18 protein-coding genes are annotated in these 19992 nt (G+C 38.1%); 2 read left to right on the top strand and 16 right to left on the bottom strand.

Annotation, left to right across the window (positions count from 1 at the left end):
* Nucleotides 1-15 precede the first annotated feature (15 nt).
* From CFH81_06285 to CFH81_06360, 16 genes are all read right to left on the bottom strand, one after another.
* Nucleotides 16-1791: a UDP-N-acetylglucosamine 4,6-dehydratase gene (locus CFH81_06285; protein DAB39829.1), complete on the bottom strand. Its 1776-nt coding sequence runs from the start codon at nt 1789-1791 to the stop codon at nt 16-18.
* Entirely contained in the window at nt 1788-2888 is a 1101-nt protein-coding gene (locus CFH81_06290) for an aminotransferase DegT (GenBank protein DAB39830.1), read from the bottom strand. The genes CFH81_06285 and CFH81_06290 overlap by 4 nt, the downstream gene beginning before the upstream one ends.
* Nucleotides 2889-2891: 3 nt before the next feature.
* Entirely contained in the window at nt 2892-3491 is a 600-nt protein-coding gene (locus CFH81_06295) for a sugar transferase (protein ID DAB39831.1), read from the bottom strand.
* Entirely contained in the window at nt 3492-5597 is a 2106-nt protein-coding gene (locus CFH81_06300) for a peptide-binding protein (protein DAB39832.1), read from the bottom strand.
* 131 nt (nt 5598-5728) lie between these two features.
* Entirely contained in the window at nt 5729-6334 is a 606-nt protein-coding gene (locus tag CFH81_06305) for an acetyltransferase (protein ID DAB39833.1), read from the bottom strand.
* Nucleotides 6331-6927: a lipid carrier--UDP-N-acetylgalactosaminyltransferase gene (locus CFH81_06310; protein ID DAB39834.1), complete on the bottom strand. Its 597-nt coding sequence runs from the start codon at nt 6925-6927 to the stop codon at nt 6331-6333. The genes CFH81_06305 and CFH81_06310 overlap by 4 nt, the downstream gene beginning before the upstream one ends.
* Complete coding sequence (locus CFH81_06315; GenBank protein DAB40443.1) at nt 6920-8083, bottom strand: glycosyltransferase WbuB; 1164 nt, start codon at nt 8081-8083, stop codon at nt 6920-6922. The genes CFH81_06310 and CFH81_06315 overlap by 8 nt, the downstream gene beginning before the upstream one ends.
* Before the next feature lie 42 nt (nt 8084-8125).
* Nucleotides 8126-9226: a UDP-N-acetylglucosamine 2-epimerase (non-hydrolyzing) gene (locus tag CFH81_06320; protein ID DAB39835.1), complete on the bottom strand. Its 1101-nt coding sequence runs from the start codon at nt 9224-9226 to the stop codon at nt 8126-8128.
* Nucleotides 9223-10341: a glycosyl transferase gene (locus tag CFH81_06325; protein ID DAB39836.1), complete on the bottom strand. Its 1119-nt coding sequence runs from the start codon at nt 10339-10341 to the stop codon at nt 9223-9225. The genes CFH81_06320 and CFH81_06325 overlap by 4 nt, the downstream gene beginning before the upstream one ends.
* On the bottom strand, nt 10325-12133 hold the full coding sequence (gene asnB / locus CFH81_06330) for an asparagine synthase (glutamine-hydrolyzing) (protein DAB39837.1): 1809 nt from the start codon (nt 12131-12133) through the stop codon (nt 10325-10327). Before asnB ends, CFH81_06325 begins: the two co-directional genes overlap by 17 nt.
* Nucleotides 12133-13269 (bottom strand): glycosyl transferase family 1, encoded by a 1137-nt coding sequence (locus tag CFH81_06335; GenBank protein DAB39838.1) that lies wholly within the window; start codon nt 13267-13269, stop codon nt 12133-12135. Before CFH81_06335 ends, asnB begins: the two co-directional genes overlap by 1 nt.
* Nucleotides 13270-13347: 78 nt before the next feature.
* Nucleotides 13348-14511 carry a hypothetical protein gene (locus tag CFH81_06340; GenBank protein DAB39839.1) on the bottom strand — a complete coding sequence of 388 codons (1164 nt, stop codon included), beginning with the start codon at nt 14509-14511 and terminating at the stop codon, nt 13348-13350.
* The gene (locus CFH81_06345; protein DAB39840.1) at nt 14502-15776 is read right to left on the bottom strand and encodes a translocase; all 1275 of its coding nucleotides are present in this window, start codon (nt 15774-15776) and stop codon (nt 14502-14504) included. Before CFH81_06345 ends, CFH81_06340 begins: the two co-directional genes overlap by 10 nt.
* Complete coding sequence (locus tag CFH81_06350) at nt 15773-16861, bottom strand: aminotransferase DegT (GenBank protein ID DAB39841.1); 1089 nt, start codon at nt 16859-16861, stop codon at nt 15773-15775. Before CFH81_06350 ends, CFH81_06345 begins: the two co-directional genes overlap by 4 nt.
* Nucleotides 16862-16864: 3 nt before the next feature.
* Entirely contained in the window at nt 16865-17440 is a 576-nt protein-coding gene (locus CFH81_06355) for an N-acetyltransferase (protein ID DAB39842.1), read from the bottom strand.
* The gene (locus tag CFH81_06360) at nt 17433-18404 is read right to left on the bottom strand and encodes an oxidoreductase (protein DAB39843.1); all 972 of its coding nucleotides are present in this window, start codon (nt 18402-18404) and stop codon (nt 17433-17435) included. Before CFH81_06360 ends, CFH81_06355 begins: the two co-directional genes overlap by 8 nt.
* 193 nt (nt 18405-18597) lie before the next feature.
* On the opposite strand from CFH81_06360, the gene CFH81_06365 reads away from it, so the two are divergent.
* The gene (locus CFH81_06365) at nt 18598-19416 is read left to right on the top strand and encodes a hypothetical protein (protein DAB39844.1); all 819 of its coding nucleotides are present in this window, start codon (nt 18598-18600) and stop codon (nt 19414-19416) included.
* 8 nt (nt 19417-19424) lie between these two features.
* Nucleotides 19425-19991: a dCTP deaminase gene (locus tag CFH81_06370; protein ID DAB39845.1), complete on the top strand. Its 567-nt coding sequence runs from the start codon at nt 19425-19427 to the stop codon at nt 19989-19991.
* The last annotated feature ends 1 nt before the right edge of the window (nt 19992 follow it).

Below are 19992 nucleotides of genomic sequence, written 5' to 3' on the forward strand. Positions count from 1 at the left end.
TGACAGATATTGTACCTAAGATTCTCTTGTAAATTCAGGCACAATGTATTGTAAAGCTTTAACTTTATCCTCGGCCTCCAGGAGCGCTTCGATATCACGAATTAATGTTTGGCTGTCATAAGGTGTTGGCTTTGCGATAAAAATTGAACTGTATTTTGTTTGCTGCTCACTCTCATCGAGCAGCAACTCTTCATACAGTTTCTCTCCGGGACGAAGACCCGTAAATACGATTCCGACCTCATCTTCTTTGCCGTAAAGACGTATCATCTGTTGGGCCAAATCTGCTATCTTGACAGGCTCTCCCATATCCAAAATAAAAAGTTCGCCGCCTTTGGCTATGGTGGCTGCCTGCAGCACAAGCTGACATGCCTCCGGGATCAGCATAAAATAACGGGTAATTTCAGGATGGGTGACCGTCACCGGCCCCCCTTTTTCAATCTGATGTTTAAACTTGGGGATCACCGAACCGCTGCTTCCCAAAACATTGCCAAAACGCACGGCAACAATTTCAGTGTTTTTTGATTCTACATTATTTGCATAAAGTTCCGTTACCCTTTTGGTTGCACCCATCACATTGGTAGGGCGAACTGCCTTGTCTGTAGAAATGATAACCACTTTTTGCGCATTGTACGCGATACTTGTATCAATCACGTTTTTAGTTCCCAAAACATTATTAAAAACCGCTTTTTCTTGATTGGCTTCACAAAGCGGTACATGCTTATAGGCAGCCGCATGAATAACGATCTGAGGCAAAGCTTTGCGAAAAACCTCATCAAGCATTTTTTTATCTGTCACGTCTACCAGTCTCAAATCAGCTTCATCTATCTGCTCTCCTATCTGATAGAGATTGTATTCGCTGTTGTCTACCAACGTCAACGCCAAAGCACCAAACTTATTGCATTGCCTTGCGATTTCAGAGCCGATACTTCCTCCTGCTCCGGTAATAAGCACCGATTTGCCTTTAATAAATGTTTTGATGGCATCCGTATCAAGGTCTTTAGGATGACGCGCCAGAAGATCTTCGATGGAGAGATCTTCCAGTTTTTCATATTCTGCACCTAAAAGTTTGGCTCTTTTAATATCATAGATTCCCACCTGATGCAATCGTTCTACAATTTTTTTCATCTCTTCGGGAGGTACAATTTGCACGATAATGGCTGCAACAATCTGTTTTTGGACAACAATCTGTTTCAGTGCGTCCGCCTTGTACACTTTTACGTTATTGATATAAGCATGCGTAGCGGTCTCATCCTCCTCAAAAGAGACAATGGCTACAGGATAATAGCCGATCTCTTCCCTGAGCGCACTTTGTATAATGGTGCCTGTTTGGCTGTTCACTCCTACCAGAACTGTCGGTTTGATGATGGCATGGCGGCGCTTTTCACTTAAAAAACGCTTGACGATCCTCAAAGAACCTATGAAAATAAGCGACAGGAAAAAATCGATAATAATGACACTGCGGGGAAAAGGATTGAAAACATCCGGGAAGACCATAAAAAGCAGCAAAAAAACCATATACGCCAACAGATGGGCCTTGATGATATTTTTTGCATCCAGAAAACCAAAGAAACGCCAGACAATAAAATAATTTTTAAAGAAAAACAGAAAAAGAATCTTTATGGGTACAAGCACTCCAAAGACCAGCCAAAACGGACCCAGAAATGATTCAGGAATTTCAAAACTAAAGCGAAGCTGGTAAGAAAAATAAAGCGTTACCAAAGAGAGCAGAATGTCTGTCATCACAAAAAAAATGATGCGCTTTAAAGAAGTCGGGCGCAGCCAGGAGATCATTTCAATACCTTTTTTATGCTCTCGCATACACGCAACACATCTTCATCGCTCATGCTTGAGCCGCTAGGCAAACAAATGCCTCTTTTAAAAAGTCTCTCGCTTGTTCCATCCCGGACAACCAACGCCTCTTTAAAAAGCGGCTGCGTATGCATAGGTTTCCAAAGCGGCCTGCTTTCTATATTTGATTTTTCCAATGCTTCAATCACCCTAAAGGGATCGATATGTTCAAAAACAAGTGTCGTAAGCCATCTATTTCCTTGACTGCCTGGAATCTCAGGCATAAACTCTATCCCTTGGATTTTTTGAAGCCAAGCAGCATACAAATCAAATATTTCACGCCGCCGCTGCACTCTGGATGCCAGCACTTCCATTTGTGCCACTCCTATTGCCGCCAACACATTGCTCATGCGGTAGTTGTATCCCATCTCCTTATGTTCGTAATGCAAAAAAGGCTCTTTTGCTTGCGTGGAAAGAAATTTCGCTTTGGCAATCCATGCTTCATTGCCGCTCACCAACATGCCCCCGCCCGAGGTGGTTAAAATCTTATTGCCGTTAAACGAATATACCCCGATATCCCCGAATGTTCCGCTTTGCTTGTCTTTGTAAGTAGCCCCTAAAGATTCCGCCGCATCTTCGACAAGATAAATGCCTTCTTCTTTGCAGATCGACACAATTTCATCCAATTTGCACACCTGCCCGTAGAGATGGGTCACAATAAGTGCTTTTGGCTTCTTGGGTGCTTTTAAAATGGCTTCCTTAAGCAGTCGGGGTGAAATATTCCAACTCTCATCGCTGTCTATAAAAAAAGGGATCGCATTTTGGTACAAAACAGCATTAATCGAACCGATAAATGTAAAACTGGATGCCAGCACGATATCTCCGGCACCCACACCTAAAACACGCAGTGCCAAATGCAGTGCTGCCGTTGCAGAAGAGACAGCCAAAGCATACTCTGCTCCTGTATATTCTTTTATATTCTGCTCAAAACGCTCCACAAATGCTCCAAGCGGGGCAATATAGTTGCTCTCAAACACTTCACCGATATAGGTTTGCTCTTTGCCGCTCATATGCGGGGGTGAAAGGAAAATTCTATCCATGCTTTATCCTATAATTGTTTTTATAATATACATTATATCCCGACTTAGCGACCAGTGTTCCATGTAGACCCGATTGATCTTCACCTTGTCCGGCCAGATAATTTCCCGATTATAACGCTCAGGGTCTTTCGCCTGTGACAAAATGGTCTCTTCGCTTCTATACTTTAAAGAGGCAGGGCCTGTGATGCCTGGTCTTAATTCCAGAATTTTTCTTTCTTCTCCTTCAAGCTTGTCTGCAAATCCAGGCACATCAGGTCTGGGTCCCACAAAACTCATATCCCCAATTAACACATTCCAAAGCTGCGGCAATTCGTCTATTTTCATTTTTCTGAAAAAAGCACCGCTTTTCGTGATGCGCGTGTCTTTACTTGTGGTTACGTGTGTATCTGTATGCTGCACATGATACATCGTTTTGATTTTAAAGATGGCAAAAGGTTTAGCATGCCTGCCTATACGCGTTTGAACAAACAAACCGTTACTCCTGGTTTCAAAAGAAGCAGCTATCCATGCCAAAAGCACAATCCACCACGTCAAAAGAATTCCCGCTATCGATAAAATGATATCAAAAATTCTTTTTTGTTTTTGCTGTATTTGTGTCAGCATCTATTTCTTAAGCTTATAGATTTTGCTATACGGCGATGAGACAACAAGCTCAAATAAATTAGGGTCATATTTACCCAGTATGAACATCTGCACATAGGTTGATTCAAAGGTTTGAGAATCCATGATCACAAACTGTCCATAGCTTTGCATATAGATAATCACGTACATCCCCTCGACATGATAGGATTGGGACTGGAGCTTGATATCGCCTTCATTTGTATTTTGCGTGATGATAAAATGCCTGACTTCTCTTTTTTCTGCTCCCATAAAAAGTTCGCCTTTTTTGGCATCAAACTCGATACCGTTTGCAAAAATTACTCTCTCGTTATCATTTTTAACCGCGCGCGTAGGATAAAAAACAATTTCTCTCTCTTGTTTGCCTGTGGTCAGATCCAGATTGCCAAACAGCATCACAGTAGGAAAAATGCTCATCATCCTGTAAGGAAGATAAAGATAAATATCTCTTGTTTTGGGAGGAAGTCTGTATTGGGGGTCTTCAAGCTCAGCCAAAAGCAGATTGGGTTCAAGCTGATCTTTTTGTCCATTTTTAAACAACACATCAGCCACCTCGGAGTAGTTCGAATCCACATACGTCTCTACGGCCAAACGGCTTAAATTGGCGGCCAGCTCAGGCGAGGAGGTCTGAAGGATTTTAGAGATGATAAAATTGTCATTATGATGTTTGCCGCCGTCTATGAGCGTATTGGTATCGGAGTAATACCAGATCGGATAGCCATAGTCCCACCAGCCCAGCGTATAGTCTTTTGTGTCTGCTATCGCATCAAGCTTCGTAAGATCTTCTACTTCGGCCTTATTGAGCACTGTGGGCACTTTGTAGTCAACTATATGGGCGATATTTGGATACAAAGCCCCAAGCGACAATACACAAAAAAGTACATATGCCCCTTTTTTATATTTTATAAATTCCAACGAAATGATATAAAATAAATATATCACCGAAAATGCCGCCATCGGAACAGCATAGATAGTAAATCGCAATCCTCCCCAATATGCAAAAACCCCGATTCCCAAAAGCGGCAGTGCGATTATAAACTGCTTATGCCTGATTACCAAAATTAGATAGCCTATAATGCTGATTAAAAATAGTATGGGGCCGCCTATAATTCTATCGGCAACAGTTTGCCATGATATTGATCCTGCTTCTCTTACGGTTTGAATTACTTCATAAAAATGCAATCCGCTTTCCCTGACTCCCCTGTCTGTATAGATCATAATTTTCTCAAAAATCAAAGAAAACACATTGCCAAAAAAGAAAAATATACCTAAAGCCAATAGCGCCAAATAAAAAAGTTTTCGTGTGTCTAAAGAATTTTTTATTTTTTCAAAAAATACAAATATTAAAACAAGAACAACTGTTTTGCTCCAAATAGGCACGGCCCAAAGAGATACAGAAGCCATTATTATAAAAAGATAGGTATGCTGATCTTTTCTTTGATAGAGTACCTGATAAGCGGTCCACAAAAGAAAAACGGCATAGATAAGACTCAACCCCTGAGGATAAAAGAATGGATAGATTAAAATGGCAAGCATTAACCATAAAATATTTTTATTCTCTTTTGAATACAGCGTAAGTAAAAATAAATACAAGATCGTAAATTGCAAAAGAACAGCAAACATGTCACTATCATAATAGCCGGTCATAGTTCTATTGTAATAGCTCCAAGCGATTGAACCTAAAAGTGCAGCAAAAAAACCGACCCACGGCAACCTGACAAGCTGGCCGGTTAAAACAATAGGAATTACTACTAAACTGGATATTATCGCAGGGAGAAAAAGTATGGTCGTCTCCAGCGACATTGGTGTAAATTTTGTCAAAAAATAGGTAGCATAGATGATAGCCGGATAACTCTCAAGGGCAACAGGAATCCTTGGATTGTCGGCATGAGCTCCATTGATAAGATGTTCTGCGGCCGATGCAAAAAAATATCCGTCATTGGTGTTGATCATCAGTTGCCCGTTCCAATAAAAATTTGGATTGTCTTGAAACTGAAAAATCCAGATCATCCGCAGAGCAAAACTAAAAACATATGCGATCAAAATCAATATGCTTATCTCTTTCCAATTTAGTTCATTTTTTTTAAACATTATTATTCCTGACTTTTATTGGGGATATTTATGACTTTCTTTACTGCCATTACGACATAAAATCATACCCGTTTTTTCCTAATTCCAAATACTATTACTGACAAATCTTAAAAGGATATTGTATGTCATATTTAACTTTTGACGGCTTCATTTTTTTGTTCTTTGCATGGAACTCCGTAAGCTTTTTTAAAGTCACCAATATTTTTTATCACGCTCGACCCTGCGCCTATGATGGTATTTTTTCCTATTGTTATGCCCTGTATCACAGCAGAACCTATCCCAATATGTGTAAAATCCCCCACTTTTACATCCCCTGCAAGTGCAGCATTCGGCGAAATATGGACAAAATCTCCTATCCTGCATTCATGCTCTATGATTGAGCCGGTATTGAGTATAGCTCCTGCCCCAATCGAAGCTTTTGCATTGATAGTAACATTTGGCATCACGACGCTTCCAATACCGATAACAGCGCTTAAGGACACAACTGCACTCGGATGAATCAAGGTAGTTATCGTAAAGCCATGAGCTTTTGCTTTTTCAAAAAGTTTTGCCCTAATACTATTATTGCCTACTCCGATCACTATGGGAATATGATTTTCTTTTGAAATATCCTCAAAACTTGGATACATAGCATTAGCGTCATCTATAAACAGAATATTATCATATCCGCATATACCGGCTACCTCAGCTACCACCAATCCGTGACCGCTTGCTCCGTAAATATAAATTGGATTCATTTTTTATTGCCTTTAAACTTTTCCATAGTAACACTTCTTGATGAACTAATATCGTTTCTTTTTATCACTTTTAAAAATGTAAGCCATAGTATCTTCATATCAAGAAGAAAGCTTTGATGTTTCACGTACCATATATCATGTTCAAACTTTTGCTCCCAGCTTATGGCATTGCGTCCATTTACTTGCGCCCAGCCCGTAATGCCTGGTAAGACATCGTGTCTGATTCTTTGCTTCTCATCATACAAAGGCAGGTATTCCGCAAGCAAGGGCCTAGGACCGACAAAACTCATCTCCCCTTTGAGCACATTAAAAAGTTGCGGCAGCTCATCAATGCTAGTACTTCGTATAAATTTACCTACACCATGCAATCTTTTTTCATCTGGCAAAAGCTCTCCATCTTCATCTGTTTCGTTGCTCATAGTACGAAATTTGTATATACCGAATATCTCTTCTTTATACCCTGGGCGAGGCTGAGCAAACAGTATAGGTCTGCCCATAGTCACTAAAATCAATAAACTTATCATGACAAAAACAGGTGCAAACAAAATTATCAATATGATAGAAAATAGGATATCAAATGATCTTTTAAGCATTACTTACCTCATCTTGAAGAACCTTCTCCAGCTTATCGACAAGTACTTTGGTGCTATAAAATTTCTCACAATACTCTCTGTTTCGTCTCCCCATCTGCGTTCTTTGCTCGTGTGTCATGGAAATTATCTGCTTAATAGTGGCTACCAATTCATCCACTTCATCGGGAGCTATAGTAAATCCTCCGTTTGCTTCTTTGATAGGATTATTCGCAGCATTTGTAGAAAATATAACTACTCTGCCTGCTGCCATATAATCAAAAAGTTTATTTGAACTGATCCCGTATCTAAATACCGGGCTGTCTTTGAGATTGAAATACAAAATATCGCTGACTGCAAGGATATCTGGTATTTGGCTTTTGGCTACCGGGTCTTCAATGGTTATATTCTCCAGTCCTTTGGCTTGCACCATTTCTTTTAGTTTTTGTTTTTCTACTCCATCGCCAATGATACGAAAAATGATATTTTTATCTTCTTTTAGTTTATCTGCAGCCTCCACCAAAACCCCTAGATTGTTTGCTACTCCCATAGCGCCGGTATAACTGACTACAAATGGACTTGATTCGCTTTTTTCCTTATAAGAAATATTTCTCAAATCCACCCCATTGCTGATCCATTCAAATTTTTGTGGTGGGGCATAGTCAGATATATACTCATATGCGTATGGCAGATTTGAAATGATTTTATCCGCTTTTCTATACAAAAATCTCTCTAAAATTCCAAGAATTATAATAAACGGATGCCGCTTGGAGATGCCCATATCTATAAGTGTTTGAGGCCAAAGATCCCTTACTTCCATTACAAACGGTATCTTATATTTCCGTGAGAGCTTATAAGCAGCATAAACAGCAAACAGATGCACTGAAGAGCCTATGATAATATCAGGCTTAGACAGATCAAGAGTCGGAATGATTTTCAAAGCTTTTCTGGTATAGCTTAACATGTTTTTTACCCTAGCCATCCCATTGCCTCTATAAGGAGGGGTTTTCAGCCATACCCACTCTATGCCGTCAACATATTCACAAATATGTTCTTTTTCTTCATATTCTTTCATTTCTATGTATTTGGAATAGTGAAAACTAGAAGAGATGATGGCTACCTTGTGACCTCTTTTTATGAGCTCTCTTGCAAAATCATAATGTCTTGTTCCACCGCTCATTTGAGGTGTAAGTGCATGGTGATTGAGTATCCAAATAGTCACTTAATACTCCAATAATGTTTTGATGATATTTTCGCTAGCTTTGCCGCTGCCATATAAATTTGAGGCCGAAGGCTGAAGGATAAAGGCTGAAGAGCTATGGTAAGCATCAATAATTTTTTCTTTATCTGCACCGACCAATACATTTACTCCCATCTCAACTAATTCCACCCACTCAGTTTCATCTCTTAGGGTCATACAAGGCTTAGAGAAAAAATATGCTTCTTTTTGAAGTCCTCCGCTATCTGTCATTACAAGCTCACAATTATCTATCAGCCATACCATTTCTAAATATCCGACCGGATCGATTATGGTCAGATTTGTGGTCTTTATTTTCAAATTCTGAATTATTTTTTTGGTTCTTGGATGCAGAGGCAAGACGATCTGTTTCTCTTTGGCTATTTCATTTAGTGCTTCAAAAATAGCTCTAAGCCTAGCTTCATCATCTGTATTTTCTGCCCTGTGAATGGTACAAAGGATAAATGATGAAGGAGGAAAGAGGAAGGAAGAAGGCTTTTGTGAAAGGTTTTTATAAAAAATTGCTCCGTCTTGCATCACATCACCCACATTAGCGATCAATTGCTGTTTGTTTGTAGCCATTACAAACGGGAAGCCTTCATTTTTAAGATTTTGCACCGCTGCATTCGTAGGACAAAAAAGTATATCGCTTACCCTGTCTGTAAGTATGCGGTTAACCTCTTCTGGCATTTTCATATTGAAAGATCTCAAGCCTGCTTCGACATGGGCAAGCTTAATGTGAAGTTTGCTAGCTACGATAGCCCCGGCTAATGTAGAGTTGGTATCCCCATACACAAGCATCCAATCTGGTTTTTCTTTTAATACCACCTCTTCGATATGCTCTATCATCTGTCCTGTCATAGCGCCGTGTGACTTGCCGCCTATGCCAAGGAAATAATCTGGTTTTGGTATTTGCATCTGTTCAAAAAATATATCGCTCATATTGGCATCATAATGTTGTCCGGTATGAACTATAACCTCTTCGATACTTCTGCCTTCTGCCTTCTGCCTTCTCGCTTCCCTGCTAACATTTCCGGCTTTTATAAATTGCGGTCTTGCACCCAGGATGGTTACTATTTTTATCATTTTATTAGCTCTCCATAAACTCTAAATAGTTTCTCTTCTTCAATGCCCCAATTATACTTTTTTAAAACAGCTTTTTTACCATTTTGTCCCATTTGTTCTGCTTCTTGCGGGTGTACAATAATATATTCTATAGCGCGAGCTATCTCTTGTGGTTCAAGAGGATTGACACATATTCCGCAATCGTTTTCTTCCACTATTTCTTTCCAGAGTGAAAAATTTGAAGTTATGATAGGTAGTCCCGCAGACATGTACTCGAACATTTTTATCGGCAAAGCATCTAAGTAATTTATAGTCGGATAAAGTGTTACAAGTCCAGCTTTCGAGCGGCTCATCACATCTGCTACGCCTTCACGATCTAAAAATCCAAATTCATTGACATTCTTCCATCCATCATAACTTTTTACTTCAGTTTCTACATCGTTTTCACTAAAGCTGCCAGCTAGATTTAATCTTACATTTTGCGTAAATTCCATAGCTTTTACAACTTCTTTTATTCCTCTTGTTTTGGCAATCCCGCCCACATAGCACACCTCATCTTTTTTCTCATCCCAAGGAGTTTTATTGGCAAGTTCTCCAAGAATTGGGAAGTTATTTATATCTACACTTTTTTTATTTATCTTTAGAAATTTATCTCTGATATGTGGCGTTGCCGTGATGATATAGTCAAACTTTTTACAAGCGTATTTTTCATAAAGTTCAAAAGTTTTAGAAAGTATCACTTTTGCTACTTTGCCCAGATACGGTTTCCCAAGCAACTGCTTTGGCAAATCCTCATGAGCATCAAATATCACTTTAAAACCCAGTTTTTTTAACTTCAGTCCTATGGGAATAAGCTCCGGGTCATGCAAATGATAGATATCGCTATCAAGCTCTTTTGCTTTTTCAAAAACTTTTTTAACTGTTGTCGTCATGCGAGAGATACGACCACCTGTTTTTGGCCCAACATCTACTATATTTACACTATTTTTTATTTCATCACCTTTGCCATCCGCAACCACCAAACTCACCTTATAGTTTTCATTTTTAGCTAAAGATGAACACATTTTTAAAAATATTCTTGTATCGTACCTTTGATGGGCTGATGTAATGTGGGTAATTTTAACCGATTTTGACATTATAAATTTGCTCCCATTTGGCTATATTAAAAAGTTTCCATTTCTGTTCGATATCTAATTTGTCAAACTCTACTTTTTTTACAGCAATCATCTTAATTATATTTGATTCCTCTATAGCTGTTTTCATTTGATTTTCTATTGTTTTTAGCCAGCTTTTTGCAGGCGCCTCAAAGCCCATTTTATTTTTTCTCCAAACTACATTTTTTGGCAAGATATTTTCAACTGTTTTTCTTAAAATATATTTTGTCCAACCATTTCTTATTTTATATTGATTATTAATTGATAAAGCTGTTTCAACTACTCTATAGTCAATAAATGGCAATCGTGTTTCAATTGAGTGTCTCATCGAATTTCTATCTTCATATCTAAGTAAATGTGGCATCTGGGTATAAAATATCTCTTCATGCTGTAAAGCGAAAAGATTCAAATAGCTTTTTGCATTTTTTTCTAAAACATCAAATGATGTAAGTTCTAAATATTCTTTTTTAACAAAATTGTTTTTAGTCTTAAGTCTTTTTATTCTTATTTTAGAACTTGTGAAATAAACAAAATATGCCAATAATTGTTTCAAGCTAAGTTTTGAATTTTTAGATGCATTGAAAAAGCCTTTAACAAAACCGGTAAATCCTAAACTCATCAAATATGCAGGATAATATCTCTCGTAGCCTACTAAAGTTTCATCACCACCTTGACCATCAAGCAAAACTGTACATCCTATCTCTTTTGCTTTTTTCATCACAAAGTATTGCATAAAAATTGAAGGGCCTCCAAAAGGCTCTTCTTGAGTATAAATTACATCGTCTATCCTGTTTGAGAAATCTTCTCCTGATGGCTCAATTATATTTAAATCCAAATCACTAGAGCTAGAAACTTCTTGCGCAAAAAAGCTTTCATCGCTTGTTTTTTCAGATGATTGAGCATGTATAGCAATAAACTTATCAGTGGCTTTAGATCTGTAAATATCAGAGGCAATAGCAGCAATAGCAGAGCTATCCAGTCCTCCACTTAAACATGTGCCAACTTTTACATCACTGCGAAGTCTTAGTTTTATTGAATCCATCAAATTAGAACGATATTCGTTTACCGATGAAGTTAGATCTAAATTTAATTCCCTTTGTTCAATGTCATAGTATCTTTTGATTTCAAAGCGATTGTTTATTAAATCGTAAATTAAGTTATGTGATTGTTGGAGTTTAAATATATTTTCAAAAAAAGTTTCATTTGTATGGTTTTCATATCCTATGACCAAATAATCCATTAAATTTTTTTTATTTACAAACCTCTCTTCATAAAATTCTAAAAGTTGCTTTATCTCAGATCCAAATACAAACTTACCATCAACTTCTGCGTAATAGAAAGGTTTAACTCCAAATCTGTCCCGACTACAAAATATAATATTTTTTTCTTTATCATATATAGCAAACGCCCACATACCGTTAAATCTATTTACGCACCCTTGTCCCCACTTATCATAACTAGCAAGTATTACTTCGGTATCTGTATGGGAATGAAATATATATCCCTCTTTTAAAAGTTCGTCTTTTATTTCAAGGTAATTATAAACTTCTCCATTATAGGTAATGACATACTTATCAAGATAGTGCATAGGCTGATGCCCGTCACTGCTAAGATCTATTATAGAAAGTCTTCTGTGTCCAAATGCGAAGCTTTTCTCAATATAAAAGCCTTCATCGTCAGGACCCCTGTGTGCTATAAGATCGTTTATCTTCTTTATCTCGTTTTGTTTAATGGGTTGTTTATTTTTATTAATAATTCCGCTTATGCCACACATTAAATCAATCCCTTATAAACTTCTAGTAAAACCTTTTCTTGTTGTTCCCAATTATAGATAGTCTTTAATTTTTGAATATTGGTTTTTAATTCATCTTTGTCTAACTTTGCAGCCTCTTCTATAGCTACTTTTAACGCATCTGGATTGTTCTCTTTTGCAACAATTCCTATTTTATTTGACTCAACCAATCGTTTCATCTCGTAAAGATTTGAAACTATCACCGGTATTTCCGCCATAAGATACTCGAACATTTTATTTGGAGAACAATAATAGTGATTCAAACAACTATTTTCATAAAATAAAATTCCAAAATCAGCACTGCTTGTATAATCAAGCAAAACATCAGGCGATACCGCCTTATAAAAATAGATATTTTTATATTCTTTTGATTCTTCTATTATCAAATTCTCCAATTGTCCATATCCCATAAAAACGATTACAGCATTTTCATGATTCATACTTTTAAAAGCTTCAAGAAGTATCTCTATACCTCTGCCTTTACTTAACCCACCTTGATATAAAAATATCGTTTGACTTTCTTGTATGCCTAAAGTCTCTCGAAATATGTCTTTCTTTTCAATTATTTTATATGGCGGAGTATTTAAAACTAATGCGGGTTTTTCTATATTGTACATTTTTGAATATTCATTTGCTATTGAATCACTTACAGTTATTACTTTATCTGCATATTTGATTAAAAATTTCTCAAAAAAATATTTTATCTTTATCTTATATTTACTTTCGTTTGGAGTGTCATTTATCTCATACTCATGAGCATCATAGACTATCCTTGCATCACGATTGAAAAACTTTTTTATTAGCACACCTATTGGTAATGTGTTTAAGTCGTTGCAATGAAAAATATCACTGTTTTTATAATGCTTTACCACCCTATAGATAAATTCAAAATATTTTAAAACCTGAACCAACTTATGCTTTGACCATCCACGACTTTTTAATTTTACTCTATGCACGGGAATATTTTGAATTTCATCATACTCTTGCAGGGGCTCTTCATGAAGTGCGACCACCTGCACATCATAGCCGGCTTTTTTTAGTGAGATATTTTCTTTTAATACGCGACTATCGTTTTTGAAATTATTTAGTACAACCGATGTTATTTTTTTCAAATACAATCCCTTCTTTTTTCATAAACTCGTAAATTAATTAGCATCGGTATATGAAATATCATTTTTTGATTTATCTTTCCTTGATTATTTTGAACACAATGCACTATATATAGCTATAAGTTTCTGAGATATGGCATTTGATGAAAAATTATCGATAATATACCTTCTTATCGCATCATGATTATACTGTGTCTGATAGATTTTTTTCATACCAAACGCCAACTCTCTTTTGCTATCATTTTGGACAAGCAAACCTAGCGAATCATTCACGATAACAGACTCTGGCCCTCCGCATCTCGTGGAAACAACCGGCAATCCGCAGCTCATGGCCTCTATCACAACAACCCCGAAAGTTTCATATGTGCTCGACAAAACAAAAGCATCGCTCTCTCTAAGCAGTTCTTTTGCTTCATCTCTACTTGCTCTACCGTACAAAGAAACTTGATTTTCAAGTTTTAATTTTTTTATCAAGTTATCTAAATTGTCGTATTGCTTTCCGTCTCCAACAATCACCAATTTAACATTTTGTTCATGTTTAAAAGCTTGACTAAAAGATTCTATAAGCAATTTTTGGTTTTTTATTGGATCCAAAAAAGCTATATTTATAAATTTAAAATCATTTTTAGTTTTAATTTCGGCTTTGTTAAAATAATCAGTATCGATGCTGTTTGGCAAATAGTTAAACTTTAGATGAAATATCTGCTCCAACAAAATAGCAAATTGATGGCTCACGGCTATATTATAACTAGAGTTTAAAAAAACATTTTTCGCATAAGCCAAATCTTGTTTGTTATAAATTTTCCTTGCAAAACCCGAAGAATGTTCAGTGACGATATAGTTTATTCCAAAATTTTCTTTTATCCAAATAGCTAAATGACCATATAAAAAACTATGCAAATGAACAATATCAGGTTTTCCATATGTAGAAATATATTTTTTAAACAATATCTTAAATACTTGCATCCTTACTATTTGTCTTAATTTTTTAAATCTATTGGGGATTGGATAAAGTATATTTATCGTATTAACACCATTGATATCGGAATGAGAATATTCAAAGTTAATGTTTTTAGAATGAAATATATTTCTTGGCGATGATTCATTTATGGCTATACATCCTACTTTTATATTATTTTGTTTGGCAAGTGCCTCGGCTTGTTCTTTGAAAAAAATTCCTGAAAGAGGATTTAATGAATTACTATACCACGAAGGCAATATTAATATATGCTTTTTTTCTTTCAAAAACATTCCTCTTTTTTGATTATTTTTTTAACATGAAAAATAAGCAGCAAAATAAAAATACCAAGCATAATACTCATACCAAAAGACAATATCGACAACACTTTCAAAAAACCCATTTTATAAAATAAAAAAATTACCCCGATTGGAACCAACATATAAAAAAATGAAAAAATAAGCATAATGTCTTGTCTGCTTATCGCAACAAATACCATAGAAAGCGGTGATGTTAAAAAATTTAAAAACAACCATGGAGCCATTATGGATGCGGCATGTCCTGCAAGCTCCCAATTCTTGCCAAAAACTATCATAAAAATATCTACCGCAAAAAAATATATGATTAAAAACAATGGTGCTGCAATCAATGAAGCTTTTATTAAAAACTTTTTCACAATTCTATCAAGGTCGTCTGCTCTTGCATGAGAAACCTTTTGAAAAAAAACTTGGGACAGAGAGCTGCCGATCAAAGACATGGGAACCTGCACCATTTTCCAGGCCAATGAAAACTGCCCTAGAGTAGCTGCAGTAAAAAATTTAGCTACTAAAATACTTATTCCGGATAATCTTATGTTATCGACTAAAGCATTCAATAAATTGAACTTTGGAAATTTAATATGTCTTTTTGCTAAAGCAAAAATCTTTAATTTTCTAATTTTATCAAATCTGTTTTTATCTTCTGACCATATCATTTTACCGAGTATATAGGTCGATATGCCTTGACCAATCACACCTCCCAAGATAAGCCCGCTGCTTCCAAATCCACCAAATCCCATACCAAGATTTGTAGCGGCAGTGGTCCCGCTTCGAACTATTCTGCTTGTTGCCAATCGTTTGTACTGTTTTTTTCTATTGCTCCAATAGTTGAGACTTTGATAAATACCGGTTAAAAGTACTGTAATGGGTATCAAATATAACCAATTGGATATTTCCGGATTGCCAAGAAGGGTTGTAATCTGAAAATTAAAGATAAAAACTATAAGTAATGCTATCAAACTTACAAAAAAAGATATGATGACAGAAAGTGCTGCGATATTGATAGCATCTTCATCTTTTTTGGGAAGCATGATAGCCATCTCATATCTCCCGGTAGCCGCTACAGCAATAATGCTTGCGATACTCATATAGAGTGCAAACACCCCAAAATCCTCAGGTGTATAGATACGTGTGAGTATCGGACTGATGGCGATGGGAATCGCCTGGGCGATCGTGGTCCCCGTCATCAGAGTTAGGACATTTCGGCTAAATTCTGAGTGGGGTTTTAGTTTTTTTATCATAATTGCTTGCAGATATACGCTATCTCTTCATCAGTCACATAAGGATTCATCGGCAAGCTCATAATCTCTCTAGAAATCATCTCTGCAACAGGGAAATCACCCTCTTTATACCCAAGATAATCAAAACACTCTTGCAGATGCAGCGGCATAGGGTAGTGCACTGCGGTTGGGATGCCTGCCTCTTTTAGTTTTTCTTGAAGTTCATCACGATTTTTTACTCTGATTGAGTATTGAGCCCATGCTGATGTTGTTTTTTCATCTACATATGGAAGAATCCGATCTGATTTATTTTCCAAAGCTTTTGTATATTTGCTTGCGACTTCTTGTCTTAATGCCAAATCTTTTTCATAATGCTTCAGTTTGACATTCAACACTGCTGCTTGGATCGTATCGAGTCTTCCGCCCATGCCGATATATCTGTGATGATACCTCTTGGTTTGTCCGTGAATTCTTAGGCTTTTCATCTTTTGGGCCAACGCATCATCATCGGTAAAGACCGCTCCGCCGTCCCCGTAGCAGCCAAGCGGCTTGGCCGGGAAAAAGCTCGTGCAGGAGATATCACCGAGTTTGCTGTCGGTTTTTCCTTTGTAAGTAGAGCCAAACGATTGCGCACCGTCTATAATAACTTTCAAATCATGTTTTGCAGCGATCGACATAATTTCATCTATATCGCATGGCTGCCCATATAGGCTTACAGGAATGATGGCTTTGGTTTTATCGGTAATGGCGGCTTCGATTTTGGATGAATCGATGTTGTATGTAGTTTCATCTATATCAACAAAAACCGGCTTCGCGCCCAAAAATGCGATGGTCTCAGCCGTTGCAATAAAAGTAAACGGGGTTGTGATGATCTCATCACCGGGCTTTATATCCAAAGCCATCATCGCTAAAAGCAGTGCATCTGTTCCGTTAGAACATGATACGGCATGTTTTGAACCTGTGAACTTTTGCAAAGACTCTTCAAGCTGCGTAATCTCTTCACCCATTATGAAGTTGCATTTTCGGGCTACAGACAATATGGCTTGTTCGATTTCATCTTTGTATAAATTATGCTGGTGTTGCAGGTTTGCAAAATCGATTTTCATTATTTATCCTATCGCTATTAAATTATCATTTTCTAGTTTATACTTGCTGTTATCAAAACTATCTATAGCTTCGCTATTTTCATCAAATGTCAAAGTATTCCCCGCTCGGCTGACCCATCCTATCTGACGGGCCGGCACACCGACCATTAAAGCGTACGGCTTGACATCACGATTGACCACCGCTCCGCTGCCGATCAGAGCGTATTTGCCGATCGTTACCCCGCATACGACCGTGGCATTGGCGCCGACGGAGCATCCTTTTTTAAGGAGTGTTTTTTTAAACTCTTCTTTTCGTTGTATGAATGCCCGGGGGTTGATCACATTTGTAAAGACCATCGACGGCCCCAAAAAAACATCATCTTCTATCTCTACGCCCTCATAGATAGAGACATTGTTCTGTACTTTAACGCCGTTGCCGATAGTGACCTTTGGACCGACGACACAGTTCTGACCGAACGAACAATCCGAACCTATAACCGTATGGGATAAAATATGCGAAAAATGCCAGATTTTCGTATTGTCGCCTATATATACATTTTCATCGATATAGCAAGATTTATGTACGAAGTGATCAGCCAAGGAGCACCTTCTTGCAAAACGGATGGCGCTCCCCCATAGATTCCGTAGGCGTTAACGCCCGTATCTGCGAAACCGTAGTGATCGAACCGTATGCCTCATCAAGCCCAAAGCCGTTTCCTTTGAGTATCTCCTCATAACTTCTCGTATGCAGATCCGTAAACCCTTCGCTGAACTCTATCTCTTCGCCATCCACAGTAATGCTTCTGTAAGTCCTCTGCCCTGCGGCTTTGACCTCGTCAGGGATATACGCATAGTTTACGGACAAAAACCAGCGCACTTTTGCATTTTTAAGCTTAAGATAGCCCGCATTCGTATCAGGCGTTTTGAGGTGAACAATATTCTCTTCAACCTCTCCAAAAATCCAGCACAGCATATCAAAAAAATGCACTCCGATATTCGAAGCGATGCCGCCTGATTTTGCCTGATCGCCTTTCCATGATCTAAAATACCATTTGCCCCTGGAAGTCAAATAAGTCAAGTCAATATCATAGACTTTGTCCGGATCCGAAGCGAGTTCTTTGCTGACCTTCTCTTTGAGGGCGATAATGGAAGGGTGCAGTCTTAGCTGCAAGATGTTGTACACTTTGTGGCCCGTTTCTTTTTCGATGATTTTGAGCTGATCGATATTCCACGGATTGAGCACCAGCGGTTTTTCACAAATGGCATCCGCACCGCTCTTGAGTGCAAATCGTATATGAGAATCATGTAGGTAATTGGGGGAGCAGATAGAGATATAGTCTATTTTTTTTCCTGTCTTTCTGCGCCACTTATCCACAAACCTGTCAAATCTTTCAAATTCTGTAAAAAAATCCGCTTCAGGAAAATGACTGTCCATAATCCCTATCCCATCATAAGGGTCCAATGCCGCAACAAGAGTATTTCCAGTCTCTTTGATGGCTTTCATATGTCTAGGTGCGATATATCCGGCTGCCCCGATCAATGCAAAATTCTTTGAATCCAATATAGCCTCCCTTTCTCTCTTCTTCTTCTTATTCTGTATTCCTCCATATTATATCAAAAAATCTTTGCCTGCATTTTGCATACCATACACAAATTTATTTTTTATAGAATCCATTGTCCATCCTGTAAACTATCATTCATATTACATTTAAGCGATTATGTTATAATTTTTCAAATTAATTGAACGGGAAATACCTATGTATAAACTTTTATCACTTCTACTTGTTGCTTTTGTCGGCTTTTCTCACGCCAAAACAGTTGATGCCATCGCGTTGATCGTTGACGGGGAGGCTGTTACCACTGCTGAAATACGCGCGGTGCAGCAGCAGATGAATCTTTCCAAAGAAAAAGCCGTCGATCTGCTTATCCAGGACAGGCTGCAAAAAGCTGCGATGAAAAACATAGCGGTCTCTGACGATGAAGTCGACAGCAAAATAGCACAAATCGCCGCACAAAACAATATTTCTATCGAGCAAATGCAGCAGATCTTGCAAGAAAGAGGCACCCCGTGGACGCGCTACAGAAGCAGCATCCAAGAGGCAATGAAAAAAGAGAAATTTTTCAAAGAGCATATCCTTACCTCTATCCCGCAGCCCAGCGACGATGAATTGAAGATTTTCTACGGAAATCATAAAAACGAATTTACCGCGCCTTCGCAGATCAGCATGATCGAGTATTCAAGCGACTCCAAAGAAGCGATGGCGGACTTTTTGCGTACACAAAACGCCAAAGGCGTTCAAAGCCGCACTGTTACCAAAAACAGCAGCGAACTAAACCCTATGCTGCTCGGGATGCTTTCGCAGACGCAAAACGGCGCATTTACCCGTCCTTTTAATGCGGGAGACAAATATGTAGTCTTTAAAGTGCTTTCCAAAAAAGGCCAAACAGCTATGCCTTTTGAAAATGCCAAAAACGCAGTGATCGCAAAATGGAAAGAACAGCAGCAGGAAAAAGCGATCAAAGACTATTTTGAAAAAATGAAAACCAGTGCCGACGTGCAGATCATACGAAAATAAGGAAAAAAATGGGACTGAAATCTGATAAATGGATACGTGAAAAATCTCTCAAAGAAGAGATGATAACGCCCTTTTGCGAGGGACTTATAGGAGAAGGAGTAGTCAGCTACGGGCTGAGCAGCTACGGATACGATATCCGCGTCAGTGACGAATTCAAGATCTTTACCAATATCAATGCGCAAGTCGTTGACCCCAAAGACTTTCATCAAAACAACGTCGTTGATTTCAAAGGAGATGTCTGCATCGTGCCGCCCAACTCTTTTGCGCTGGCAAGAACGATAGAGTATTTTAAAATGCCTTCAGACACCTTGGCCATCTGTCTAGGCAAAAGCACCTATGCCCGATGCGGGATCATCGTCAATGTTACCCCTTTTGAACCAGGGTTTGAAGGGCACATCACTATAGAGATCTCCAACACCACGCCCCTTCCGGCAAAAATCTATGCCAACGAAGGTATCGCCCAAGTACTTTTCTTGCAAGGAGACGAACCGTGCGAAACAACCTACCGTGACAGAAAAGGAAAATACCAAAGCCAAACCGGTATTACCCTTCCGCGTATCCTCAAAAAAAACTAGG

The sequence above is a fragment of the Sulfurovum sp. UBA12169 genome, assembly GCA_002742845.1.
Classification (GTDB): domain Bacteria; phylum Campylobacterota; class Campylobacteria; order Campylobacterales; family Sulfurovaceae; genus Sulfurovum.